Source organism: Mesorhizobium sp. M0768, assembly GCF_040320195.1.
Taxonomy (GTDB): domain Bacteria; phylum Pseudomonadota; class Alphaproteobacteria; order Rhizobiales; family Rhizobiaceae; genus Mesorhizobium.
Map to the genome: position 1 here is coordinate 403,580 of NZ_JAMYPD010000004.1, position 23,110 is coordinate 426,689.

Here is a 23,110-nt window from a genome sequence, read left to right on the forward strand (position 1 = left end):
GGCTGTCAACGTTGAATCTGATATGATATATCAACAATATATCAGGAGATGCCGCATTGGTATATGACAGCCCGGGCTCCGAGCCGGCAACTGCGAAGGCCTACCGCAGGCTCGAGCACATGATCGTAACTCTCGAACTGGCGCCGGCGAGCTTCATCACCGAGGGGGCGCTGATTGACAGGCTCGGCCTCGGCCGCACCCCGGTTCGCGAAGCAATCCAGCGGCTGGCCTGGGAGGGCCTGCTCGAGGTCCGGCCGCGCGCCGGCATCGCCATCGCGCCGCTTCACCCCGGCGACTGGCTGCGTGTCCTCGACGCCCGCCGTGGCGTCGAGGTGGTGCTTGCCCGCTCGGCCGCCCGCTTCGTCACCCGCGAGGCCGCCGACCTGTTCCATGACGCTGCCCTTGCCATGCAAAAGGCGGTGATTTCGGAAAATGTGTTCTACTTTATCCAGGCCGACAAGGCGCTCGACGAGGCGCTGGCGCTGGCTGCCGACAACCCGTTCGCCGCGCGCCTGGCGGCACCCTTGCAAACCCATAGCCGTCGCTTCTGGTTCCGCTACAAGGCCGATACCGGCTTGGCCGAATCCGCCGAGCATCATGTCGCACTGATCCGTTCGATCCTCGCAGGCGACGAAGATGCCGCGGCCAAGGACGCCAAGCGCCTGATGGCGCTTTTGCGCGGCCATGCCGAGGCAGCTGCCACACGTTGAGCCTGCCATTTCGTCATGCCCCCTGGCCGGGCAGGGCCATCACGTTTTCCCAATTGTCGCCGGCCGCGACGATGCAGCTTCTGCCGGCGATATCGGTGACGACGATGGTCCAGGTTCCGGTCTCGGCGACAAAGACTTCCATGACCGCCTCATGACCGATCAGCCCCAAAGCAAACTGCCTTTCCTGGAACTTCTCGCTCAAATGGGCGACGAGCTCGCCATGTTCAACGCAGTGTTGATATTGCGCGCCTGCGGTGTTCGTACCCACCGCCAATGCGCCAGCAAGAACCAGGGTTTTCACCCATCTCAACAGCGATTTGCGTGCCATAGGGCACCTCCTTTGCCATCACGTTCCGGCAAAGGAGGGTTTGACGGCCTCATTTTGCCGGAGCGATCCAGGCCGGTTCCGACGTCATCATCATCGCGTCGTTCCTTTCTGTGTTCCGGTCTGCCATTGGTGGGAACGATTTAAGATGTTCCCATTATGTTCTCGATATATGGTATCGATAATGGAAAAGCGCAAGCAGGCGCCCAAGCGGGCGCCTGCAGATCCGTTTTACGGCTGTCGCCGAAAGAATGAGCCACAGGCCGCGCGGCCATGCCGAGGCGCGCAGACCCGTGATAAATCGTTCAGGTGCCTGGCAGCGCCGCTTTCGTCATCGCGCTCTCCCAGCCTTCGCCGACTGAAATCACGCAGCTTTGACCTTTTGTGTCGCTGGCGAGGATGGTCCATGTGCCCTTGTCGGAAACGAAGACTTCAAGCACCACATTCGGATTGACGACGCCGACCGCGCTCGGGTTTTCATGAAACTTCTCGCCGAGCGCCTTGACCATATCGGCGCGTGCCGCACATTGCTCCGCAGCCATTGCCGGGACGGCGGAAAGGGCCATCGCAGCGCAAGCTATAGTCGCCATGAGACGTGCCATCTGACACCTCCTTTGCGCCGGACGATATCCCCCGGAGCCGTCACCAGCGCCGTTGGTTGATCTGCCAGCATCTCCTTCGCGGCAGGACTGCAACCTAAGAAGATTGCTGCCTTCTTGGTTCCATCACATTAGTGTTCATGCCGATGAAGACCGCGACAAAAAGGCCCGAGCTTGGTGCCCGGGCCTTTTCTTGCTTTCTGCGATTTGGATCAGTTCATCGTCGGGGTGACGAATTCGGCGCCATCCTTCACGCCGGCCCGCGCGCCCCAAGCCGAAGGCGAGGACGCGCTGACAGGAAACCGTTCGGTCAGTTCATCGTCGGGATGACGAACTCGGCACCGTCCTTCACGCCGGACGGCCAGCGCGACGTTACCGTCTTGGTCTTGGTGTAGAAGCGGAACGCGTCCGGCCCGTGCTGGTTGAGGTCGCCGAAGGAGGACGCCTTCCAGCCGCCAAAGGTGTAGTAGGCGATCGGCACCGGGATCGGCACGTTGATCCCGACCATGCCGACCTGAACCCGCGAGGCGAAGTCGCGCGCCGCGTCGCCGTCGCGGGTGAAGATGGCGACGCCATTGCCCATCTCGTGCTCGTTGGCGAGCTTGATGGCGTTCTCGTAGGTCGGTGCGCGCACCACCGACAGCACCGGCCCGAAGATCTCTTCCTTGTAGATACGCATGTCGGCGGTCACGTTGTCGAACAGGCAGCCGCCCATATAGTAGCCGTTCTCGTAGCCCTGCATGGAAAAGCCGCGGCCGTCGACGACCAGCTTGGCGCCTTCCTTGACGCCGGTGTCGACATAGGACTTGACCCGCTCCAGCGCCTGCGCCGTCACCAGCGGGCCGAAATCGGCGGAAGAATCCGTCGACGGACCGACCTTCAGGCTCTCGACGCGCGGCACCAGTCTTTCCATCAGCCGGTTGGCGGTGTCGTTGCCGACCGGGACGGCCACCGAGATCGCCATGCAGCGCTCGCCGGCCGAGCCGTAGCCGGCGCCGATCAGCGCGTCGACGGTCTGGTCCATGTCGGCATCGGGCATGATGATCATGTGGTTCTTGGCGCCGCCGAAGCACTGCACGCGCTTGCCGGCCGCGCAGCCGCGCGAATAGATGTAGTGGGCGATCGGTGTCGAGCCGACGAAACCGATGGCCTTGATGTCGGGATCGTCGAGGATGGCGTCGACCACTTCCTTGTCGCCGTTGACGACATTGAGGATGCCCGCCGGCAGACCGGCCTCGATGAACAGTTCGGCAATCCGCATCGGCACGCCCGGATCGCGCTCCGACGGCTTGAGGATGTAGGCATTGCCGCAGGCGATGGCCGGCGCGATCTTCCACAGCGGGATCATCGCCGGAAAATTGAACGGCGTGATGCCGGCGACGACGCCGAGCGGCTGGCGCATCGAATAGACGTCGATGCCGGGGCCGGCGCCATCGGTGAACTCGCCCTTCATCATATGCGGCGCACCGATGCAGACCTCGACCACTTCGAGGCCGCGCTGGATGTCTCCCTTGGCGTCGGCGATGGTCTTGCCGTGTTCGCGCGCCAATACCTCGGCCAGCGCGTCATACTCCTTGGCGACCAACTCGAGGAACCGCATCAGGACGCGTACGCGCCGCTGCGGATTGGTCGCCGCCCAGCCGGGCTGTGCGGCCTTGGCGTTTTCGACCGCCGCACGCAATTCCGCCTGCGAAGCCAGCGTCACCGTGCCGCGCACCGTGCCGTCCATCGGCTGCATGACGTCCTGCTTGCGGCCGCTGGTTCCGGCGACGCGCTTGCCGCCGATGAAATGACCGTATTCGATCATGGTCTCTCTCCCTGGTTCGTGATGAGGCATTGTCCGCCTTTGCGGGAGCGATGGCAACGCGAGCGAAAACGCAACCGTTGTGCAGAAAATGGATAGCGGTGGGTGTCTGTGCATCAAATAGCGCAAATGATAGAGATGTGCGGTGTACGCCATGGGATTGAGAAATTGAGTTTCTTCGCCGTCGAGCGCTGCCGTAATCGTCATTATCCGGACCACCCTCATGAACTGGGATGATGCCCGTATCTTCCTTGCCGTAGCGCGGGCCGGCCAGATCCTCGGCGCCGCCAGGCGGCTGGAGCTTAATCACGCGACCGTCTCGCGCCGCATTGCCGCCCTCGAGGCAGCGCTCAGGACAAAACTGTTTCGCCGGCTTACCACCGGCAGCGAGCTGACGCCGGCGGGCGAGCGTTTCCTCGAGATTGCCGAACGCATGGAGGGCGACATGATCGCCGCGCGCTCGACCGTTTCAGGCGAAGGCGACGACATCTCGGGCACCGTGCGCATCGGCGCGCCGGACGGCTTTGGCGTCGCCTTCCTGGCCAGGCGCCTCGGCGCGCTGACCGCTCTGCACCGTGAGCTCACCATCCAGCTGGTGCCGGTGCCACGCTCCTTCTCTTTGTCCCGGCGCGAGGCCGACATTGCCATCACCGTCGAACGGCCGACGGAAGGCCGCCTGGTGGCGGGAAAGCTGGTCGACTACACGCTCGGCCTGTTCGCGTCGCGTGCCTACGCCGACACCCATGGCCTGCCCGGAACCGCCGCCGAGCTAGGCCAGCATACGCTGATCGGCTACGTGCCGGACCTAATCGTCAGTCCCTCGCTCGACTACGCGGCCGAATTCAGCCCCGACTGGCGCACCAGCTTCGCCATTTCCTCCGCGCTCGGCCAGGCCGAAGCGGTGCGTTCCGGCGCCGGCATCGGCATCCTGCACACCTTCGTTGCCCGCTCGATCCCGGAGCTGGTGCCTCTCGATATCGTCGCACCCATCCGCCGCGCCTACTGGCTGGTCTATCATGAATCGGTCAGGCCGCTGCGCCGCGTCCAGGTCGTCGCGAGCTTCATTACCAAGGCCGTCGAACGGGACAGGGGTTTGTTCGCGTGAGCCTGCCGGCCGCTGGCTGTCTTAGCTGGTGGGCGTCTTACTTGGCGTATCGTCCGGGCCCGAGATCGCCGACGTCGATGTCGGGCACCCGGCTGGAGATGATGTCGGCCAGAACTTTGGCCGAGCCGCAGGCCATGGTCCAGCCGAGTGTGCCATGGCCAGTGTTGAGATAGAGATTGGAGAAATCGGTGCGGCCGATCAGCGGCGGCCCGTCCGGTGTCATCGGCCGCAGCCCGCACCAGAAGGTCGCCGATCGCATGTCGCCGCTGCCCGGAAACAGGTCGCCGACCGAATGCTCGAGCGTGCGCCGCCGCGATTCATGCAGCCGCAGGTCGAAGCCGGAAATCTCCGCCGTGCCGCCGACCCGGATACGGTCGCCGAGCCGGGTGATCGCTACTTTGTAGCTCTCGTCCATCACGGTCGAGACCGGCGCGGCGGCGGCGTCCTTGATCGGCAGGGTGATCGAATAGCCCTTGACCGGGTAGACCGGGATGGGCCGCTTCAGCATGCGCATGAACCGTGCCGAATAGCTGCCCATCGCCATCACATAGGCATCGGCGACCATCCAGCCCTTGCTGGTGCTGATGTTGGTGATGCGATCGCGCTTCTTGACGACGCGCCGTATCTCCGTGTCGTATTCGAAGGTGACGCCGCGTGCCGCGCAAAGCTCGGCAAGCCTGTCGGTGAACATCTTGCAGTCGCCAGTTTCGTCGCCGGGCAACCGCAGGCCACCGACGAATTTCTCGCGCACGCCGGCCAGCCCAGGCTCGGCCGCAATGCAGCCGTCGGGGTCGAGGACCTCGTAGGGGACGCCATAGGCCTTCAGCACCTCGACATCGCCGCCGACGCCGTCGAGCTGCTTTTGCGTTCGGAAGAGCTGCAGCGTGCCCTTGGCGCGCTCGTCATAGGCGATGCCGGTCGCCTCGCGCAGCGCCTTCAGCGTGTCGCGGCTGTATTCGGCCAGCGGCACCATGCGCGCCTTGTTCAGCGCGTAGCGTTCAGCCGTGCAATTGCGCAGCATCTTGACCAGCCATATCCACATATGCGGATCGAGGGCCGGTCGCACCACCAGTGGACCGTGCTTCATCAAAAGCCATTTGATGGCCTTCAGCGGAACGCCGGGCCCGGCCCAGGGCGAGGCATAGCCGGGCGAGATCTCGCCGGCATTGGCAAAGCTGGTTTCCAGCGCCGGGCCTTTCTGGCGATCGATCACCGTCACCTGATGACCGGCCTCGGCAAGAAAATAGGCGGTGGTGACCCCGATCACGCCGCCGCCCAGCACGAAGATCTTCATCGTTTGGTTCTCCGCGGCAGCATCTCGTCGGGATTCGAGACCGGGATCATCGCCGCCTCATGTCTGCCGGATTCTGTGGCGTCAGCCAAGTGCCGATGCTTAGGGAAAAGACATGCGTGAGGACAACAACCTTGCGTCCTAGCCATTCACATAGCGCCGGTGGAAACGGTGGCCGAGGCTGGTCAAGACCTCATAGCCGATGGTGCCGGCCTGGCCGGCTACCTGGTCCACCGTCTGCGACGACGGTCCGATCAGTTCGACGAGGTCGCCGGCCTTCAGCCTGCCGGGCGGCAGTGCGGAAATGTCGAGGATGATCGAATCCATCGAAACCCGGCCGACGAAGGGCAGCCGCACATTTTCGAGCCAGGCGGAGGAAGCGGCGCGTCGATGCCAGCCATCGCCGTAGCCGAGCGAAATCGTCGCCGCGGCAAGCGGAGCCTTGGTGTGGAAAGTGTGGCCGTAGCCGACACCGGCGCCGGCCCCCAATATCCGCGTCTGGATGACCTTGGCCTGCAATCGCACCACCGGCAGCATCGGATTGTCCTTCGCCGGCGTCGGATTGACGCCATAGAGAGCGGCACCCGGACGAACGAGGTCGTAGTGATAGCGCTGCCCGAGAAAAATGCCTGATGAATTGGCAAACGAAGCCGGCGCTTCCGGCAGCATCCGGCGCAGCCGTTCGAATTCGAGCCGCTGCCGCTCGTTGGCCGGCTGCTCGGGTTCATCGGCGCAGGCGAGATGGCTCATCACGAACGTCAGTTCGACACCGTCGAAAGCCTGCGGATCCTGCGCGACTGCCTTCACCTCGGATGGCGTCATGCCGAGCCGCGACATGCCGCTGTCGACCTGGAGGGCGGCCGGCAACTTACGGCCCACCCGCCCGGCCATCTCGCGCCATGCCGCGAGTTGGCTGGCGCTGTTGAGTACTGGGCAAAGCCCTGCCGCAACCGCTTCCCTTTCCGCACCCGGCGGAATGCCGTTCAGCACATAAATGGCCGGGACTGAGCCGAGCGCCTTGCGCAGCAAGATGCCGCCGGCCAAATGCGCAACAAAGAAAGTATTACAGCCCTCACCCATCAGCGCCGCCGCCACCGGCGCCGCGCCAATCCCATAGCCGTCGGCCTTGACCACTCCAGCACAGCCGACGCCGCCCAGCCGCGCCTTCAGCCGCCTGTAGTTCTCACGGACGGCGCCGAGATCGATGGTCAGGATCGCCCCTGCCGCGGCTTCGCTGATCGGTTCGCCCAGGGTGACGGTCGGCGGAAGAGATTTGCTGGAGATGTCGCTCATGCCGACCTGTTTTAACGGAAGGCCGGCGGCTACGCCACCAGGTGCCGGAACGCCGCCACCACGTCTTCGTAGACCTTGCGCTTGAACGGCACGATCAGGCCCGGCAATTCCAGCATCGGCCGCCACGCCCACCGGTCGAACTCGGCCTTGTGGCCACCCGGCGGCGGATTGATCGCGATCTCGCTTTCGTCGCCGTGGAAACGGAAGGCAAACCATTTCTGCGTCTGGCCGCGATATCGTCCCTTGAAGGCGACGCCGACCAGATGCGCCGGCAGGTCGTATTTGATCCAGTGCGGCGCCTCGGCCAGCAGCGACACCGAGCGCATGCCGGTCTCTTCGTAAAGTTCACGCGCCGCCGCGGGCAGCGGCTCCTCGCCATCATCGATGCCGCCCTGCGGCATCTGCCAGAGCTGCGTCGTTCCAGCGAATTCGCTGTCCGGCTCGGCAATGCGACGGCCGACCCAAACCAGGCCGGCTTCATTGAGGACCATCACCCCTACGCAGGGCCGGTAGGGCAGCGTCTCGGGCTCAACGAGCTTGTTCTTTGCCATCTCAGCCTTTTTCCGGATCTATGGCCACCGCCGAAACCGGCACGATCTCGATGCCACGCTTCTTGGCCTCGGTCACCCAGGAAGACACGGTATCCACCGTCAGGTCGAAAGCCGAGCCGATGCCGACGGCAAACCCTTTCGCCCGTGCCGTCGCTTCCAGCCCATCCAGTTTCTTCAATATGGCGCCGCGGTCCTGCACCGCATCGATCGCCGTATCGCCGCCGACGAACGGCACGCCGTCCTTCAGCGCCAGTTCGGGTGCCAGGCTGCGCGCCGACGAACCGTCGTCGACATAGGCCAGACCACGCTTGCCAAGCTCGGCCATCAACGGCCCCATCGCCGTCGCGTCGGCCGAAAAGCGGGCGCCCATATAGTTCATGACGCCGGTGTAGTTGGTCGTTCGCGACAGCGCCCAGCGTAAATTCTTCAAATTCTCGTCCGGCGTTGCAGCCACGGTCAGCGTGTTACGGCCGGGATTGACGTTCGGATAGTCGAACGGCTCAAGCGGTACCTGCATGATGACCTCATGGCCGCTCTGCCGCGCCACCTGCATCCAGCGGCCGATGCTGTTGCCTTGCGGCGCGAAGGCCAGCGTCACTTCCGCCGGCAGCTTGGCTATGGCTGCCTGCGTGCCGGTCTGCGACACGGCAAGCCCGCCGATGACGAGCGCGACGCGTGCACCGCGAGCCCCGGACCACGGCCGCGCATAGACATCGAACGGGCGCCTGCCGTCGGCGGCGCGGATCGGCAACGGACCGGTTTCGCTGGCCTCGACCAGCGCCTTGTCGGGAATGTGCGCGATCCTGAGGTTCTGGCCGATCGTCGAAGGGTCGCGAATGACTATGGCCGCCTCGGGTGGACCGTCGCCCCCCTCGGTCTGGACATGGATGATCTGCGGACCGCCCGTCTTCGGCCCGCTTATGTTGGCCCCGCTTGCGTTGCCTGGCGCAGCCATTTCGGGCGTCGCCTTGGCGGGCGCGGCGGCGGTATCCGCCGCCGGCGTCTTCGGCGTCGAAACGGCTACTTCTTGCAGCTTCCGGAACGGCTTGTCTCGCAAGGCGATCGCGCTGGAGACGCCGACCACGGACAGCACGACAAGCGCGGCCGCGACCGTACCGGCGCTGATCTGGCTGCCTGAGCGCGGCAGCCGAATCGCCTGTCCGAGAGGTCGTTCTATGTCCTTGCCGATATCAGCCAAGCCCGCACCCTCCGGCGTGCATCCCCGAAGTAAACCTTCTCCGGAGGCGCAAAATCCAAAATGTCGGCGCGTCCCCTTGCATCACTGGACGCGCGGCATGCCGGCCGCGGCCCCCGAATCAAACTGCCGGAGCCTCGCGGCCCCGGCAGCATCGCATCGCTTCGCTCAGGCAGCCAGACCTGTTTGGCCCGGCTTGCCTGCCCTTACTGGTTCAACACGGCCTTTTGCGGATTCGGCGGGAACGCCGGATCCGTCTTCTGGCCGCGCAGCAGCTGCTCGGCATAGATGAGCTGCAAATCGTCCTTCGGTTCCGGCGGCACATAGGCTGCCGAACCCGAACCGGTCGTGCTTTCGTCGGCGCCCTTGATATGGCCCTTGAGGTCAGATTCGCCGCGCGTCAGGTCCCTGCCCTGCAGTTCCGCCGGCAGCGGCTGGTCGACCTTGATGTCGGGCGTGATGCCCTTGCCCTGGATCGACTTGCCGGACGGCGTGTAATAGAGCGCCGTCGTCAGCCGCAGCGCCCCGTTCTCGCCAAGCGGGATGATGGTCTGCACCGAACCCTTGCCGAAGGATTGCGTGCCGACCACCGTGGCGCGGCGCAGATCCTGCAGCGCGCCGGCGACGATTTCCGAGGCACTGGCCGAGCCGCCATTGACGAGCACGATCAGCGGCTTGCCGCCGATGTCGTCGCCGGCCCGCGCGTCGAAGCGGGTGACGTCCTTCGGGTCGCGGCCGCGCGTCGAGACGATCTCGCCGCGGTCGAGGAAGGCATCGGACACGCTCACCGCCTGGTCGAGCAAACCGCCCGGATTGAGGCGCAGGTCGAGCACGTAGCCCTTGAGCTTGTCGTTCGGCACCTGCTTCTTGATGGTGTCGATGGCATTCTCGAGGTCGTCATAGGTTTTTTCGGTAAAGGAGGTGATCTTCATGTAGCCGATGTCGTTTTCGACCCGGAACTTGACCGCCTTGACCTTGATGATATCGCGCACGACGGTCAGTTCGATCGGCTTGTCGGCGCCCTGGCGCAAGATGGTGAGCTTGATCGGCGTATTGACCAGCCCGCGCATCTTCTCGACGGCGTCGTTGAGCGTCAGGCCGCGGACCTCCTCGCCGTCGATCTTGGCGATATAGTCGCCGGCGAGCACGCCTGCCTTGGCGGCCGGCGTATCGTCGATCGGCGTGATCACCTTGACTAGGTCGTTCTCCATGGTGACCTCGATGCCGAGGCCGCCGAATTCGCCCTTGGTCTGCACGCGCATGTCCTGCGCTTCTTCGGCATTCATGTAGGAGGAGTGCGGGTCGAGCGACGACAGCATGCCGTTGATGGCATTTTCAACCAGCGACTTGTCGTCGGGCGGCGTCACATAATTCGCCCGCACCCGTTCGAAGATATCGCCGAAGATCGCCAGTTGCTTATAGGTCTCGGAGCCCGCAGCTTTCGCTGTCGAGCCGGGCGCGCCATAGACCAGGCTCATCGCCGATGCACCCATCAGCGCACCGGCAAACAGAAGCGACAGTTTCCGCATCATTCACGTCCTTCCAGAAAAACGGTCCGCCCACCATGGGGCCGGATCGACGGGTTTTCCATCCTTGCGGAACTCGACATAGAGCTCCGGCGTGGCATTTCCATTCTTCGATGCCGAGGTGCTCGCCACCCGGGCCTCTCCCATCGCGCCGACCGGCTCACCTGCGAGCACCGACTGGCCAGACGCGACGCTGATTCTGCTCATCCCCGCCAGGACGACATGATAGCCGTCACCCGCATTCAGGATCAAGAGTTGACCGTAAGAGCGGAAAGGCCCCGCATAAAGCACATTTCCATCCGCCGGCGCTGTGACGATGGCTCCCGATTGTGTCGCAACCATGTCACCGAGCATCACCGCGCCGTTACCGTCGTTGGCCCCGAAGCGCCGCTTGATCCTGCCGGTGACCGGTAGCGCGATCTGCCCTTGAAGCGCGGAAAACGGCGCGGCAGCGGTGAGCCTGTTGCTCTCCGGCACCGGCAGCGAGGCCAATTCCGTCGGCGCCGCAGCCGATGCCGGGCCCTTGTCGGCGTCGGCCGTCTTTTGCTCGGCTGCCTTGGCCGCATCCGCCGCCTTGCGGGCTCTGTCGGCCTCGAGCGAGGCGATCAGTTCTTTCAGGCTGCCGGCCTTGGCCGCCAACGTCGCGGACCGCTGCTTTTCGGCGGCCAGCGCGGTTTGCGTATCGGCGGCGAGCTTCTGCTTGGCTTCGAGCAGCATGCCGAGCCGCTTTTTTTCCGCCGCCTGCTCGCCGACAGCTGCCGTCAGCCGCGCCCGCTCGGCCTCGATCGAGGCCGTCACCCGCGACTGCTCCTTGAGGTCGGCCAGCAACATGTCGGTCTGCTGGCGCAGTTCCGGCACCACGGCACCGAGCAGGATGGCGCTGCGCACCGACGACAATGCGTCCTCCGGCTTGACCAGGATCGCCGGCGGCGGATTGAGCCCCATGCGCTGCAGCGCGCCGAGCACTTCGGCCAGAACGTCGCGTCTGGCGGCCAGTGAGGCGCGGATCTTCTGCTCCTGCGCCTTCAGCCCTTCCAGCTTGCCGCCAATGTCCTCGATGTCCTGGCCGAGCTTCTGCTCGGTCATCGCCGACTGGATCAGCGCCGCGGTGATCGAGGCGTGGTCCTTCTTGACAGCCGCTATGTCGGCGGCGAGCTTGGCCAGCCGCTCGGACGACAGCGTGATCTCTTTCGATACTTTTTCGTATTCGGCGCGGCTCTGGTCCGGGTCGGGCGCCAGGTCGAGCGTGTTCTCGGCCCGCGCGACGCCGAGCGAAAGCGCGATCGTCGCCACGGCGATGCCGTAGCGCACGCGCCAGGAGCCCGTTCGTGATTTCCAGTCTTCAGACATTGAAGCCCAACTCTATGCGCGGCTTCGTTAACGAACCATCAACCATGTTCGAGCCCCGGCCGTCATCGACAAACCCCATGAGGCCAAACTGTCGATGAGCATTGGGGCAAAAATCCGGGCGGCTGGCATCAATTCGCCGACGGAGCCGACTTCATGAACGATGGTAGGGGTGACCGGAAAGGATCGTGGCCGCCCGGTAAAGCTGCTCGCCCAGCATCACGCGGACCAGCTGATGCGGCCAGGTCAGCGCGCCGAGCGACACCGTCAGATCAGCCAGGTCGCGCAGTGACTGGTCATGGCCGTCGGCGCCGCCAATGGCGATCACCAGCGCCTTGCGCCCGCCATCGCGCAGCGAACCTATGCGGCCGGCGAAATCCTCGGAGGAAAGGTTCTTGCCGCGCAAATCCAGCAGCATCAGCGCCGTGCCCGGTTGCAAGTGCGTCTGCAGCTTCTGGCCTTCCTCGCGCCGGCGCTCATTGGCCGTCTGCGCGCGACCTTCGGCAATCTCGACGATCCCGGCGAATTCGAGGCCTACGGCAGGACCGCTCCTGGCAAAACGCTCGAAATAGCGGTCGGCCAACTGCTTCTCGGGGCCGGCTTTCATTCGGCCCACGGCATGAACCGTAATCTTCATCCCTGCCTCGAAGAGCCGCTGATGCATGTCGGACAACGACATGCATCAAGACGAATACGGCTCAGTGGAGGGTCTCCTCCTCGAGATCGGGCGCCTGCCACATCTTTTCGAGATTGTAGAAGTCGCGGACCTCGGGACGGAAGACATGGACGATGATGTCGCCCGAATCGATCAGGACCCAGTCGGCGCCAGCCAGCCCCTCGACGCGCGCAGTGCCGAGCCCGGCATCCTTGAGCGCCTTAAGGAGATGATCGGCAACAGCCGAGACATGACGGTGCGATCGGCCAGACGCGACGACCATGTAGTCGCCGAGGCTCGATTTCCCCTGAATGTCGATTGAGACGATGTTTTCGGCCTTGGAGTCTTCCAGACTGGCAAGGACTGTCTTGATGGCGCGGGACACGGCGTCGTTTACGCTGATCCCGGCCGGCGAAGGCACGATGTCGGCCTTCTTCCGCAGTGCTGTTCTCAGTGTATTTCCTTTCGCAGCAAGAACAACCAAATCACCTCTGAAATCAGGTGACACTGCTTAGATAGGCAGAGTTAGGTTGCAGTTTCAAGACACCGCTCGCAAGCAGGCACCCGGCAGCGGCCGAATATCCGGCTTTTCGGGCCAGAAAATCGGAACCGCCTCGCCCCGCAGCGGTTATCGGCTCATCCACGAACCGGAATCCCGACATGCCGATCGATCCCCAGAACGCCCTCCTCACCGTGCAATCCGGCCTGGCGCAACTCAGCACGCTGATCGTCTCCTACTCGCTTTCGGCGGTCGGCGCCGTCATCCTGCTGGTCATCGGCTACATCGTCGCCGGCCTCGCCGAGCGTTCGATCTATGCCGGCCTCGGCCATATCAGCGGCTTCGACGAAACGCTCCGCCATTTCTTCTCGCAGGTCGTCCGCTACGCCATCCTGGGACTGGTCGTGATCATGGTTCTCGGCCAGTTCGGCGTGCAGACGGCTTCGATCATTGCCGCTATCGGTGCCGCCGGCCTGGCCATCGGCCTGGCGCTGCAAGGCACGCTGCAGAACATTGCCGCCGGCATCATGCTCCTGGCGCTGCGGCCGTTCCGCATCGGCGAATATGTCGAAGTCGGCGCGATATCCGGCACCGTCGAGGAGATCGGGCTGTTTGCCACAACGCTGAGGACGGTCGAAGGCGTCTACGTGCTTGCACCCAACTCGACCCTGTGGAACCAGCCGGTCCGCAACTTCACCCGCAACGGTGTGCGCCGCGGCGACATCACGCTCAGCATCGGCTCCTGGAACGACATCGATTTTGCGCAGAAGACCATGCTCGGTGTCGCCGCCGCCGACCGGCGCGTCAGGCGGCAGCCGGCGCCGATCGCCTTTGTCGCGACTGTCGGCGACAGCACCGTCGCCATCACCTTGCGCTACTGGACGGCGGCTGCCGATTTCTTCGCCGCCCAGATCGACCTCACCAAGAGCGTCAAGCAGGCATTCGATGCCGAAGGCCTTTCGGTCCCGGCGCCGGCACCGAAAGCGCCTCAGCCGGATGCCTCAGCCACGCGGCAATAGAGGATTTGAAACCAGCTGGAGGGTGTTCAAAGTCCTTCGCGCCGGCGCTGATCTTCAGGCGCGAAGGCGAGATCGACAGGCAACGGCGCCTGCGCCGTCATTGGCGCGAAACTGCCGGTCTCGGTGGCGGGCACCGGCCGCACCATGACGACGCGCCAGAGAACGAACAGGCAGTAGGCGGCGGCAATGACGATTGCCACATAGATGAAGGCCTGCGTGCCGTAGACGGCGGAAAGCCCGGTCACAATGCCGGGTACGACGAAGCCGGACAGCGACCAGGCAAACAAAAGCGAGCTCGACAGCGCCACCATGTCGTCCTTGCCGGCGCGGTCGCCGGCATGGGCGCTGGCCAGCGAGTAGATCGATTCCGAGGCGCCGTCCCAGACCACATAGATGACAAGCAGCGCCGCCAGCGCGCCGCCGTCGAAACCGAGGGCAAACAGGCCCGCCGCGGCGGCAAGCGCCGACGCCGCGATCAGCACAAAGCGCCGGTCGGTGCGGTCGGAAATCCAGCCGAGCGGAATCTGCAGGATCAGCGTGCCGGCCGGCATTGCCGAAAGCAGCAAGGCGACGTCGGCCTGGCTGTAGCCCTTGGTCGTGGCATGGATCGGCGCAAAACCCGAGATCGTCATCGACAGGCCGCCGACGGCAAGCATGCCGGCAACGCCGACCGGGGAGATCCGCCAGGCGCGGCCGAGCGCCACGGACGCCGCTTGCGGCGCCGGCGGCTGCGCAAGCCGCGTCAGCCCGACGGGAAGGATCGACAGCGCGGTGAAGGCGATGCCGATCAGCGGCGCATCGGCCGCGCGGATATCGATCAACGCCAGCGTCGAATAACCGACGCCGAGCCCGGCGACATAGGCAACGTAGAAGATAGCCATGACCCGGCCGCGGATGGCGTTGGCGACGACATCGTTCAGCCAGCTCTGCGCGACAATGAACAGGCCGCATATGGCAAAGCCGTAGAGCGCCCGTGCAGCGATCCATGGCAATGGGTGCGGCCCGGCGCCGACCGCGGCGTTGGACAGCACGATCAGCGCCGACAGCACCATGAATACGCGGGCATGGCCGACACGCCGCACCAGCGGCCCGGTCAGGATGCAGCCGGCGAGGCCGCCAGCCGAAAGGCCGGTGACGATCAGCCCCGCCCATGTCGGATCGAAGCCCTCGGCGCCGAGCCGGACTGGGATGTAGGCGAACATCAGCCCATTGCCGACGGCGATCAGCGCCATCGACAACAGGATGCTGGCAATGGCGATCGACGGCGCCGGCTGCCCTAGACCGTTCTTGTCCTGGTCGCGCTCGAGAATCGTCATGACCGAGGATCGCCCATCAAGCAGGTCAAGGCAGCGGCAAAAGCGACATCACCGGACTTGCCTTCTCCCCTTCTTGTGGGAGAAGGTGGGATTGCCGCGTAGCGCCGAGACGGATGAGGGGTGCTGGAAGAAATGCAGCGTAAAAAGACCGAGGGATTTTAAGTGCTTAGTTCTTCAAGCTAGCGATCATTCCAGCACCCCTCATCCGACCGAGCTTCGCTCGGCCACCTTGTCCCACAGGGGGGAGAAGGAGACTCCTATCCCTTTGCCACCTTGCGGATCGCGCTCGACGACAGCGACGAACGCGGGCCGTGGATGAAGGTCCAGGCCGGCGCCGTCATGCGGGCGAGCCGCGGTGCGTCGCCTTCGTCGACGCGGGCATAGTCGAACGTCTTGGCGACCACTGACGACAGGAACGACAGCGTCGCGCCTGGCCGGTCGACCACCGCGATCGGGAACGTCATCACGATGCGGCGCCAGCGCTGCCAGCGGTGGAAGTCGCGAAGCGAGTCGGCGCCCATGATCCAGACAAAATCGACGCCCGGGTTACGCGCCTTGACCAGCGCCAGCGTGTCGGCGGTGAAGCGGACGCGGTGGGCCGCCTCGAATGCAGTGACCTTGATCTTCGGGTTCTTGGCGATCTTTTCGGATAGCTGCAGCCGCTCGGCCAGCGGCGCCAGGTCTCCGGCATTCTTGAGCGGATTGCCGGGCGTCACCATCCACCACAGCTGATCGAGCGCAAGGCGTCTGAGTGCGATCTCGGCGACCAGCGCATGGCCGGCATGCGGCGGGTTGAACGAACCGCCGAACAGCCCGACCGCCACGCCTTTCCCGGCATGCGGCATGTGCAGATAGTGGGAGGATACGGATTCCTTACCCTCCCCCTTGTGGGGAGGGTCGATCCGCGAAGCGGAGCGGGGTGGGGGTGTTGCAGAGTTCAGCGTCGCACCCCCACCCGGCTCGCGATGCTCGCCACCCTCCCCACAAGGGGGAGGGTAAGACCGGCGCTCAAGGCCTCACCTGTCCCGACCCGCGTACGCGGTATTTGAACGAGGTCAGTTGCTCGACGCCGACCGGCCCGCGTGCATGCATCTTGCCTGTGGCGATGCCGATCTCGGCGCCCATGCCGAACTCGCCGCCATCGGCAAACTGGGTCGAGGCGTTGTGCAGAAGGATCGCCGAATCGACCTCGTTGAAGAACCGGTCGACCGCTGTGGCGTCCTCGGCGATGATCGCCTCGGTGTGATGCGAGGAAAACGTCTCGATATGCTCGATGGCGCCGGCGACGCCGTCGACCAGCTTCACCGCAATGATCGCGTCCAGATACTCGGTCACCCAGTCTGCATCGGTCGCGGGCTGGGCATCGGCATAAAGCCTCAGCGCCTCGGCATCGGCATGGATCTCGCAGCCTGCCGCCCGCAAGGCCTCGAGGATCGGCACCAGATGCGTGCCGGCGGCGGCACGGTCGACCAGCAGCGTCTCGGCAGCACCGCACACCCCGGTGCGCCGCATCTTGGCATTGACCGCGATCTTGACCGCCACGTCGAGATCGGCCGATCGGTCGATATAGAGATGGCAGATGCCCTCGAGATGCGCGAAGACCGGCACCCGCGCCTCGCTCTGCACACGCTCGACCAGGCTGCGGCCGCCGCGCGGAATGATGACCTCGAGATTGCCTGAAAGCCCTTTCAGCATTTCGCCGACGGCGGCGCGATCGGTAGTCGGCACCAGCTGGATGGCATCCTCCGGCAGCCCGGCTGCCTTCAGCCCCTCGACCAGGCAGGCATGGATAGCGGCGGAAGAGTTGAGCGAATCCGAGCCGCCGCGAAGGATTACTGGATTGCCCGCCTTGAGGCACAGCGCGCCGGCATCCGCGGTAACGTTCGGCCGGCTCTCGTAAATGACGCCGACGACGCCGAGCGGCGTGCGCACCCGTTCGATATGCAACCCGTTCGGCCGGTCCCATGCGGCAATGACATCGCCGACCGGATCGCGAAACCCGGCGATCTCGCTGATACCGTCTGCCATGGCGCGGATGCGGGCGGGATCGAGCTTCAGCCGATCCATCGACGCTGCCGATAGGCCAGCCTCCCTGCCATTTCTGATGTCGATGGCATTGGCGTCGAGGATGTCCTGCTCATGCCGAAGGATCGTCTGAGCCATGCCGATCAGCGCCGCGTGCTTGCGCTCGGCCGCAGCGGTGGCCAGCGGGCGGGCCGCGGCACGCGCGCGGCGGCCGATATCGGCCATCAGCGCCACGGTATCATCCCGGGATTTTTCATGCAGCGTCAGCATGGCTCATCCTCCGCTATGTAACCTGGTCACCGACTACTTGCTCGCCACCGGCATGGCTCACCACAAGGTCATCGCGGTGGATCATCGCCGAACGCGCCTCGTAGCCGAGCACGGTTTCGATCTCGGTCGTCTTCAGGCCAGCGATCCTTACGGCATCGGCGGCATCATAGGCAACCAGCCCGCGCGCGATCTCGCGTCCCTCGGGCGACAGGATCGCCACCGTGTCGCCACGCGCAAAATTGCCGCTGACCAGTTTGACGCCGGCCGGCAGCAGCGACTTGCCGGAGAGCAGCGCGCCGATGGCGCCGGCATCGACGGTCAGCCGGCCGGCCGGTTCGAGCTGCCCGGCGATCCAGGTCTTGTAGCCCTTGACCGGATTGGCGCTCGGCCGGAAGAAGGTGGCGCGCTCGCCGCGCTCGATTGCCAGCAACGGCGACAGCCGCGTGCCTGATGTGATGATCATGGCGGTGCCGGCGGCGGTCGCGATCTTGCCGGCGTCGAGCTTGGTGCGCATGCCGCCGCGCGACAATTCCGAAGCAGCGGCACCCGCAATCGCCTCGATGTCAGGGGTGATGCGGTCGACGACCGGAATGAACCGGGCTTGCGGGTCGCGCGCCGGCGGCGCCGTGTAGAGCCCGTCAATGTCGGAAAGCAGCACCAAAAGATCGGCGCCCATCATGGTGGCGACACGCGCCGCCAGGCGGTCGTTGTCGCCATAGCGGATTTCCGAGGTGGCCACCGTATCGTTCTCGTTGATGACCGGCACCGCCTTCATTTTGAGCAGTGTCGAGATCGTCGCCCGCGCGTTGAGATAGCGGCGGCGCTCTTCGGTATCGCCGAGCGTCAGCAGGATCTGGCCCGATTTCAAGCCATTCTTGCCGAGCGCATCCGACCAGGCGCCGGCCAGCGCGATTTGCCCGACGGCGGCCGCCGCCTGACTCTCCTCGAGCTTCAGCGTCCGCTTGCCGAGGCCGAGAATGGTGCGGCCAAGTGCAATCGCGCCCGAAGACACGACGAGAATTTCGGCGCCGCCATTGGCCAGCACGGCGATGTCGTCGGCAAGCGAGGCCAGCCAGTCGCGCTTCAGGCCCGTCGTGCGGTCGACAAGCAGCGCCGAGCCGATCTTGACGGCAATGCGCCGATAATTTTTCAGCGATTGCGCGGCCATGGCTATGCGTTCCAGCGCGTCTCGACCGGCGCGGCGACGGCTTCGCGTGCCTCCGCCACCACCCCCATCAGCGCGCGCAGCACCGCCTCGACGCCCTCGCCGGTGACGGCGGAAAGCAGCATCGGCGCGCGGCCGGCGGCGCGTTTCAGCGAGGCGGCTTTCGCCTTGCGCGCGGCGGCATCGAGTATGTCGACCTGGGAAAGCGCGACGATCTCGACCTTGTCGGTCAACCCGTTTCCATAGGCGCCGAGTTCGGCGCGCACGGTCTTGTAGGCCTTGCCCGGATTTTCTTCCTGCGCCGAGACGAGGTGCAGAAGGACGCGCGTGCGCTCGACATGGCCAAGGAAGCGGTCGCCGATGCCGACACCTTCATGCGCGCCTTCGATCAGGCCCGGAATATCGGCAATGACGAATTCGCGACCGTCGATGCGGGCCACGCCAAGGCCCGGATGCAGCGTGGTGAAGGGATAGTCGGCGATCTTCGGCTTGGCCGCGGTGACCGCCGTCAGGAAGGTCGACTTGCCGGCGTTGGGCAGCCCGACCAGGCCGGCATCGGCGATCAGCTTCAGCCTGAGCCAGATGTTGAGCTCTTCGCCCGGCAGTCCGGGATTGGCGCGGCGCGGCGCCTGGTTGGTCGAGGTCTTGAAATGCTGGTTGCCGAAACCGCCATTGCCGCCCTTGGCCAACAGAAAGCGCTGGCCGACGACCGTCAGATCGCAGATCAGCGTCTCATTGTCCTCGGCAAAGACCTGTGTTCCGGCCGGCACTTTCAGCGTCACGTCGGCACCCTTGGCGCCGGTCATATTGCGGCCCATGCCGTGCGTCCCGGTCTTGGCCTTGAAATGCTGCTGGTAGCGATAGTCGATCAGCGTGTTCAGCCCATCGACCGCCTCGACCCAGACATCGCCGCCGCGACCGCCGTCGCCGCCGTCCGGGCCGCCGAACTCGATGAACTTTTCGCGCCGGAACGACACCGAACCGGCGCCGCCGTCGCCGGAGCGGATGTAGACCTTGGCTTGATCGAGAAATTTCATCGGATTGTATGGTTTCTGTTATTGGCTTTGCGGGATTGCTCTAAACCAAGGCGGGTCGAAGGGCGAGGGCCGTTTTTGCTACTGTAACGTCGCGCGTATCTCTGGACGCGTAGCATTTGGTTGACCCCTTGCCGAAAATCGATCTTCGGCTTTCCAAGCGCGAGATGTCGGAATGAAGCTGGTAACTTACAATATCCACTACGGCGTCGGTCTCGACGCCCGGTACGATGTCGGCCGTATCGCCGATGCCGTGCGCGGCGCCGACGTGATCGCGCTGCAGGAGGTCACCCGCGCCAACCCGAAGAATGGCGGCCGCGACATGGTGGCCGACCTCGGCGAGGCGCTGCCCGACTATTTTGCCGTCTACGGCAGCAATTTCGAAGCCGACGCCGGCTCGCGCCTGGAGAACGGCCGCGCCATCACGACCACCTTCCAGCTCGGCAACATGGTGCTGTCGAGGACGCCGATCCATCTGTCGCGCAATCTCCTTTTGCCGCGCAGCCGCAGTGTCGAGGCGATGAACTTCCAGCGCGGCGCGCTGGAGGCGCTGGTCGAAACGCCGCTTGGTCCGATCCGCTTCTATTCCACCCATCTCGACCATCGCAGCCCGCTTGAACGCCTGAGCCAGATCCGCTTTCTGCGCCAGCGTCTGTTGAAATACCCGCTCGAGGGCGGCGGGCTCTCCGGCGTCGCCGAGATCGGCTTGCCGGAGCTGCCTTCTCCCGAAACCTTCGTCGTCATGGGCGACTTCAACATGCTGGCCGGATCGCCGGAACATGTCGAACTCGCCGGCCAGCCTGACCACGAATTCGGCATGCCGGTGACCGCCGACCTCGCCATCGATGCCGCTGCACGCCTCGGCGCTGCCGGCGCCGATCTCGTCACCTGGGTCGACTCCAAGCGGCCGGGCGATACCAGCCGCTACAAGCGCATCGACTATATCTTCACCAGCGCCTCGCTTGCCAAATCGCTGAGGCGCCTGTGGGTCGACCGGCAAGCGGCCGGTTCGGATCACTTGCCGGTCTGGCTCGAGATGACGTGAGCCGCATCCATCAAAAATGCACCCAGTTCCGCAGGCTGGTCCAGGTCTTGCGATCGAGACGGTAGCGCTCGACCGGCACCTGACCGGCAACGATCGAGTTCAGCATGCCCTGGCCGGCATACTGGAAGCCGCATTTGTGGATGACCCGGCGCGAGGCCGGATTGATAACCCGCGTCGAGGCGTGCAGCACCTGGATCGTGGTTCTCTGGAAGGCAAGGTCGACCAGTGCGTGCGCTGCCTCCGTCGCGTAGCCGCGTTTCCAGTACGGCTCGCCGATCCAGTAGCCGAGCTCCAGCCCACGATCCGTGGTGTTGAGCCCGGCACAGCCGACGAAGGTCTCGGTGCCGGCCAGCGTCAACGCATAGGCGATTCCGGCCCGGCGCGATGCAGTCATGGCCAGGAAAGCGCGTGCCTCCGCCTCGCCATAGGGATGCGGCATGCGAGCCAGCATTTCCGCGACATGGCGGTTGTCGGCGAGCGCCACCAATTGCTCGATGTCGCTCTCACGCGGGGGCCGCATGACTAGCCGCTCGGTGATCAGGACCGGGCAATCTATCGCGTAACTTTCGTCGTCTGTCGCTTCCGCTTCGGCAACCATATCAACGTCCTCCAGGCACAAGAAAAAGGGGAGATGGAAACCCATCTCCCCTGATCCATTTCCTGGCTTGGCCAGACACCGGTTCCCGAGATGGGTGCCGGTGTTCTCGTGCGGAACCGGCTACTCCGCTGCCTTCGTCATCGGGTTCACCGATACGTAGGTTCGGCCATTGGCTTTTTTGTTGAAGGTGACTGCGCCAGCTTCGAGCGCAAACAGCGTGTGGTCCGTGCCAATGCCGACATTGGTGCCGGGATGCCACGTCGTGCCACGCTGACGAATGATGATGTTGCCCGGAATCACGGCTTCGCCGCCGAACTTCTTCACGCCGAGCCGCTTGGAATGGGAGTCGCGACCATTGCGCGACGATCCGCCAGCTTTCTTGTGTGCCATCTAACTACTCCGATGCGCCGCGAGGCGCCTAAACGATCTTATGAACGCGTTCGCGTTCCGTTTCAAGTCCGATCCGGCGACGATTGCGCCGGTTCGTTCTACTTCTTCGCCAATTCCTTGGCCTGCTCGCGCCAGTCCTTGATCTGGTCGGCGCTGAACGGCATGTGCTCGTCGATCTTGGCGACGTCCTTGTCGGACAGCTTGGCGATCTGGGCAAAGGTGGTGATGCCCTGTTCGTTGAGCTGGCCGGCGGCGACCGGGCCGATGCCCTTGATCACGGTCAGGTCGTCCGGCTCGCCTTTCGGCGCCTTGAACAACGGCGCGGCGGCTTCGGCAGCCTTGTCCTCGGTCGTCTCGGCTTTGGCTTCCTTCTTCGGCGCAGCCTCTGCCTTCGCTGCTGCCTTCGGCGCGGCTTCAGCCTTCGCCTCGGTCTTGGCTGCAACTTCAGCCTTCGCTTCGGTCTTGGCGGCGGCCTTCTTCGCCGGCTTGGCGCCACCCAGCAGGATTTCAGCAATCCTGACGGTGGTCAAAAGCTGGCGATGGCCGATCTTGCGGCGCGAATTCTGCCGGCGGCGCTTCTTGAAGGCGATGACGGTGCGGTTCTTGCCTTGCTCGACGACTTCGGCGGTGACCATCGCACCATCCACGAACGGTGCGCCGAACGTGACGTTTTCGCCCTCGCCATGCGCGAGCACACTACCGATCTCGACGATGTCGCCGACATTGGCTTCGAGTTTTTCGATCTTCAGGAGATCGTTGGCGGCAACGCGATACTGCTTGCCGCCCGTTTTGATGACTGCGAACATTTTTTGCCTTTCGCTGTTCGGTCGGCCTTGATGAACCGCTTCAGGCGGTTCGGCCGTCTTTTTGTCAGTCTGCGGGTTCAAAAAACAAGCGGCGCGGAAGATCCCTCCACGCCGATTGCGCGCTGTCCCTAACCGAAGGTTCGGCTTGAGTCAAGGCAAGCGCCGCGGGCAAGCTGCAAACGGGTTGAGCCCAGTCCTTGCAAATATCGAGCAGCGGCTACCGGAGCCTCGAAGGAAGCACGGACAGAAGCTGCGGCGCCGGGGGCAGATTGGCCCTTGTAACCTGCCTGTCCAGCCGTTATCTAGTGCGCCGCGCCGGCAACGGCGGACCATGACCGCGGAGAGGTGGCAGAGTGGTCGAATGCACCGCACTCGAAATGCGGCATGGGTGCAAGCCCATCGGGGGTTCGAATCCCTCCCTCTCCGCCAGTGATCCTAATGTCCAACCCGGAGACATGGGTAACAGATTGTACTTAAGACATGGGTGACAACCTCGTGCCGAACGGGTTGTCGATGGTCTGCAAGGTCCTCTGTTCCAAGTC

Annotated in this window: 22 protein-coding genes, 1 tRNA gene and 1 pseudogene; 5 read left to right on the forward strand and 19 right to left on the reverse strand. The window is 64.5% G+C overall.

Annotation, left to right across the window (positions count from 1 at the left end; all coding sequences use genetic code 11):
* Positions 1–119 precede the first annotated feature (119 nt).
* A complete protein-coding gene (locus NKI08_RS08685) occupies positions 120–710 on the forward strand; it encodes a GntR family transcriptional regulator (protein WP_502893709.1) in 591 nt (196 codons plus the stop codon).
* Positions 711–723: 13 nt separating this feature from the next.
* On the opposite strand, the gene NKI08_RS08690 is transcribed toward NKI08_RS08685, so the two are convergent.
* From NKI08_RS08690 to NKI08_RS08700, 3 genes are all read right to left on the reverse strand, one after another.
* The gene (locus tag NKI08_RS08690; RefSeq protein ID WP_352471246.1) at positions 724–1,038 is read right to left on the reverse strand and encodes a hypothetical protein; all 315 of its coding nucleotides are present in this window, start codon (positions 1,036–1,038) and stop codon (positions 724–726) included.
* A gap of 302 nt (positions 1,039–1,340) precedes the next feature.
* Positions 1,341–1,637, reverse strand: coding sequence for a hypothetical protein (locus NKI08_RS08695; protein ID WP_352471247.1), 297 nt, complete (start codon positions 1,635–1,637; stop codon positions 1,341–1,343).
* A 307-nt stretch (positions 1,638–1,944) separates the two neighbouring features.
* Positions 1,945–3,441, reverse strand: coding sequence for a CoA-acylating methylmalonate-semialdehyde dehydrogenase (locus tag NKI08_RS08700; RefSeq protein WP_352768420.1), 1,497 nt, complete (start codon positions 3,439–3,441; stop codon positions 1,945–1,947).
* A gap of 220 nt (positions 3,442–3,661) precedes the next feature.
* Here NKI08_RS08700 and NKI08_RS08705 point away from each other — a divergent pair, with 220 nt between their 5' ends.
* On the forward strand, positions 3,662–4,543 hold the full coding sequence (locus NKI08_RS08705) for a LysR family transcriptional regulator (protein WP_352768423.1): 882 nt from the start codon (positions 3,662–3,664) through the stop codon (positions 4,541–4,543).
* Between the two features lie 37 nt (positions 4,544–4,580).
* On the opposite strand, the pseudogene NKI08_RS08710 reads toward NKI08_RS08705, so the two are convergent.
* From NKI08_RS08710 to rsfS, 8 genes and pseudogenes are all read right to left on the reverse strand, one after another.
* A pseudogene (locus tag NKI08_RS08710) lies at positions 4,581–5,858 on the reverse strand (D-amino acid dehydrogenase); the annotation flags it as partial.
* A gap of 117 nt (positions 5,859–5,975) precedes the next feature.
* On the reverse strand, positions 5,976–7,127 hold the full coding sequence (gene alr, locus NKI08_RS08715) for an alanine racemase (protein WP_352768425.1): 1,152 nt from the start codon (positions 7,125–7,127) through the stop codon (positions 5,976–5,978).
* A gap of 29 nt (positions 7,128–7,156) precedes the next feature.
* The gene (locus NKI08_RS08720) at positions 7,157–7,678 is read right to left on the reverse strand and encodes an RNA pyrophosphohydrolase (protein ID WP_352471250.1); all 522 of its coding nucleotides are present in this window, start codon (positions 7,676–7,678) and stop codon (positions 7,157–7,159) included.
* Between the two features lies 1 nt (position 7,679).
* Positions 7,680–8,876: a divergent polysaccharide deacetylase family protein gene (locus NKI08_RS08725; protein ID WP_352768428.1), complete on the reverse strand. Its 1,197-nt coding sequence runs from the start codon at positions 8,874–8,876 to the stop codon at positions 7,680–7,682.
* Between the two features lie 203 nt (positions 8,877–9,079).
* Positions 9,080–10,405 carry a S41 family peptidase gene (locus tag NKI08_RS08730; protein ID WP_023678065.1) on the reverse strand — a complete coding sequence of 442 codons (1,326 nt, stop codon included), beginning with the start codon at positions 10,403–10,405 and terminating at the stop codon, positions 9,080–9,082.
* The gene (locus NKI08_RS08735) at positions 10,406–11,749 is read right to left on the reverse strand and encodes a murein hydrolase activator EnvC family protein (protein ID WP_352450875.1); all 1,344 of its coding nucleotides are present in this window, start codon (positions 11,747–11,749) and stop codon (positions 10,406–10,408) included. It lies immediately after the preceding gene.
* Between the two features lie 151 nt (positions 11,750–11,900).
* Entirely contained in the window at positions 11,901–12,383 is a 483-nt protein-coding gene (gene rlmH / locus NKI08_RS08740; protein WP_352768432.1) for a 23S rRNA (pseudouridine(1915)-N(3))-methyltransferase RlmH, read from the reverse strand.
* Positions 12,384–12,444: 61 nt separating this feature from the next.
* Positions 12,445–12,822 carry a ribosome silencing factor gene (gene rsfS, locus NKI08_RS08745; protein WP_023678068.1) on the reverse strand — a complete coding sequence of 126 codons (378 nt, stop codon included), beginning with the start codon at positions 12,820–12,822 and terminating at the stop codon, positions 12,445–12,447.
* A gap of 239 nt (positions 12,823–13,061) precedes the next feature.
* Here rsfS and NKI08_RS08750 point away from each other — a divergent pair, with 239 nt between their 5' ends.
* Positions 13,062–13,919, forward strand: a complete 858-nt coding sequence (locus tag NKI08_RS08750) for a mechanosensitive ion channel family protein (protein WP_352745856.1) — start codon at positions 13,062–13,064, stop codon at positions 13,917–13,919.
* A 26-nt stretch (positions 13,920–13,945) separates the two neighbouring features.
* On the opposite strand, the gene NKI08_RS08755 is transcribed toward NKI08_RS08750, so the two are convergent.
* The 5 genes from NKI08_RS08755 to obgE form a co-directional block, all read right to left on the reverse strand.
* On the reverse strand, positions 13,946–15,235 hold the full coding sequence (locus tag NKI08_RS08755; RefSeq protein WP_352751255.1) for an MFS transporter: 1,290 nt from the start codon (positions 15,233–15,235) through the stop codon (positions 13,946–13,948).
* 257 nt (positions 15,236–15,492) lie between these two features.
* On the reverse strand, positions 15,493–16,080 hold the full coding sequence (locus tag NKI08_RS08760; RefSeq protein WP_031212055.1) for a nicotinate-nucleotide adenylyltransferase: 588 nt from the start codon (positions 16,078–16,080) through the stop codon (positions 15,493–15,495).
* 163 nt (positions 16,081–16,243) lie between these two features.
* On the reverse strand, positions 16,244–17,530 hold the full coding sequence (locus NKI08_RS08765) for a glutamate-5-semialdehyde dehydrogenase (protein ID WP_352768436.1): 1,287 nt from the start codon (positions 17,528–17,530) through the stop codon (positions 16,244–16,246).
* A gap of 13 nt (positions 17,531–17,543) precedes the next feature.
* Positions 17,544–18,698: a glutamate 5-kinase gene (gene proB / locus NKI08_RS08770; RefSeq protein WP_352768438.1), complete on the reverse strand. Its 1,155-nt coding sequence runs from the start codon at positions 18,696–18,698 to the stop codon at positions 17,544–17,546.
* A gap of 2 nt (positions 18,699–18,700) precedes the next feature.
* Positions 18,701–19,732 carry a GTPase ObgE gene (gene obgE, locus NKI08_RS08775; RefSeq protein ID WP_352768441.1) on the reverse strand — a complete coding sequence of 344 codons (1,032 nt, stop codon included), beginning with the start codon at positions 19,730–19,732 and terminating at the stop codon, positions 18,701–18,703.
* Positions 19,733–19,904: 172 nt separating this feature from the next.
* On the opposite strand from obgE, the gene NKI08_RS08780 reads away from it, so the two are divergent.
* Positions 19,905–20,774 carry an endonuclease/exonuclease/phosphatase family protein gene (locus tag NKI08_RS08780; protein WP_352768444.1) on the forward strand — a complete coding sequence of 290 codons (870 nt, stop codon included), beginning with the start codon at positions 19,905–19,907 and terminating at the stop codon, positions 20,772–20,774.
* Positions 20,775–20,784: 10 nt separating this feature from the next.
* On the opposite strand, the gene NKI08_RS08785 is transcribed toward NKI08_RS08780, so the two are convergent.
* From NKI08_RS08785 to NKI08_RS08795, 3 genes are all read right to left on the reverse strand, one after another.
* Positions 20,785–21,372, reverse strand: coding sequence for a GNAT family N-acetyltransferase (locus tag NKI08_RS08785; protein ID WP_352613307.1), 588 nt, complete (start codon positions 21,370–21,372; stop codon positions 20,785–20,787).
* Between the two features lie 120 nt (positions 21,373–21,492).
* Positions 21,493–21,762, reverse strand: coding sequence for a 50S ribosomal protein L27 (rpmA, locus tag NKI08_RS08790; protein WP_023678077.1), 270 nt, complete (start codon positions 21,760–21,762; stop codon positions 21,493–21,495).
* Positions 21,763–21,860: 98 nt separating this feature from the next.
* Entirely contained in the window at positions 21,861–22,568 is a 708-nt protein-coding gene (locus NKI08_RS08795) for a 50S ribosomal protein L21 (RefSeq protein ID WP_352471261.1), read from the reverse strand.
* Between the two features lie 339 nt (positions 22,569–22,907).
* On the opposite strand from NKI08_RS08795, the gene NKI08_RS08800 reads away from it, so the two are divergent.
* Positions 22,908–22,997, forward strand: a tRNA-Ser gene (locus NKI08_RS08800).
* The last annotated feature ends 113 nt before the right edge of the window (positions 22,998–23,110 follow it).

What these genes read in the sequence shown, in the direction of transcription:
- NKI08_RS08685 (WP_502893709.1), top strand. Translation starts at nt 120, where the DNA reads ATGATCGTAACTCTCGAACTGGCGCCGGCGAGCTTCATCACCGAGGGG.
- NKI08_RS08690 (WP_352471246.1), bottom strand. Translation starts at nt 1,038, where the DNA reads ATGGCACGCAAATCGCTGTTGAGATGGGTGAAAACCCTGGTTCTTGCT.
- NKI08_RS08695 (WP_352471247.1), bottom strand. Translation starts at nt 1,637, where the DNA reads ATGGCACGTCTCATGGCGACTATAGCTTGCGCTGCGATGGCCCTTTCC.
- NKI08_RS08700 (WP_352768420.1), bottom strand. Translation starts at nt 3,441, where the DNA reads ATGATCGAATACGGTCATTTCATCGGCGGCAAGCGCGTCGCCGGAACC.
- NKI08_RS08705 (WP_352768423.1), top strand. Translation starts at nt 3,662, where the DNA reads ATGAACTGGGATGATGCCCGTATCTTCCTTGCCGTAGCGCGGGCCGGC.
- alr (WP_352768425.1), bottom strand. Translation starts at nt 7,127, where the DNA reads ATGAGCGACATCTCCAGCAAATCTCTTCCGCCGACCGTCACCCTGGGC.
- NKI08_RS08720 (WP_352471250.1), bottom strand. Translation starts at nt 7,678, where the DNA reads ATGGCAAAGAACAAGCTCGTTGAGCCCGAGACGCTGCCCTACCGGCCC.
- NKI08_RS08730 (WP_023678065.1), bottom strand. Translation starts at nt 10,405, where the DNA reads ATGATGCGGAAACTGTCGCTTCTGTTTGCCGGTGCGCTGATGGGTGCA.
- NKI08_RS08735 (WP_352450875.1), bottom strand. Translation starts at nt 11,749, where the DNA reads ATGTCTGAAGACTGGAAATCACGAACGGGCTCCTGGCGCGTGCGCTAC.
- rlmH (WP_352768432.1), bottom strand. Translation starts at nt 12,383, where the DNA reads ATGAAGATTACGGTTCATGCCGTGGGCCGAATGAAAGCCGGCCCCGAG.
- NKI08_RS08750 (WP_352745856.1), top strand. Translation starts at nt 13,062, where the DNA reads ATGCCGATCGATCCCCAGAACGCCCTCCTCACCGTGCAATCCGGCCTG.
- NKI08_RS08755 (WP_352751255.1), bottom strand. Translation starts at nt 15,235, where the DNA reads ATGACGATTCTCGAGCGCGACCAGGACAAGAACGGTCTAGGGCAGCCG.
- NKI08_RS08760 (WP_031212055.1), bottom strand. Translation starts at nt 16,080, where the DNA reads ATGCCGCATGCCGGGAAAGGCGTGGCGGTCGGGCTGTTCGGCGGTTCG.
- NKI08_RS08765 (WP_352768436.1), bottom strand. Translation starts at nt 17,530, where the DNA reads ATGCTGACGCTGCATGAAAAATCCCGGGATGATACCGTGGCGCTGATG.
- proB (WP_352768438.1), bottom strand. Translation starts at nt 18,698, where the DNA reads ATGGCCGCGCAATCGCTGAAAAATTATCGGCGCATTGCCGTCAAGATC.
- obgE (WP_352768441.1), bottom strand. Translation starts at nt 19,732, where the DNA reads ATGAAATTTCTCGATCAAGCCAAGGTCTACATCCGCTCCGGCGACGGC.
- NKI08_RS08780 (WP_352768444.1), top strand. Translation starts at nt 19,905, where the DNA reads ATGAAGCTGGTAACTTACAATATCCACTACGGCGTCGGTCTCGACGCC.
- NKI08_RS08785 (WP_352613307.1), bottom strand. Translation starts at nt 21,372, where the DNA reads ATGGTTGCCGAAGCGGAAGCGACAGACGACGAAAGTTACGCGATAGAT.
- rpmA (WP_023678077.1), bottom strand. Translation starts at nt 21,762, where the DNA reads ATGGCACACAAGAAAGCTGGCGGATCGTCGCGCAATGGTCGCGACTCC.
- NKI08_RS08795 (WP_352471261.1), bottom strand. Translation starts at nt 22,568, where the DNA reads ATGTTCGCAGTCATCAAAACGGGCGGCAAGCAGTATCGCGTTGCCGCC.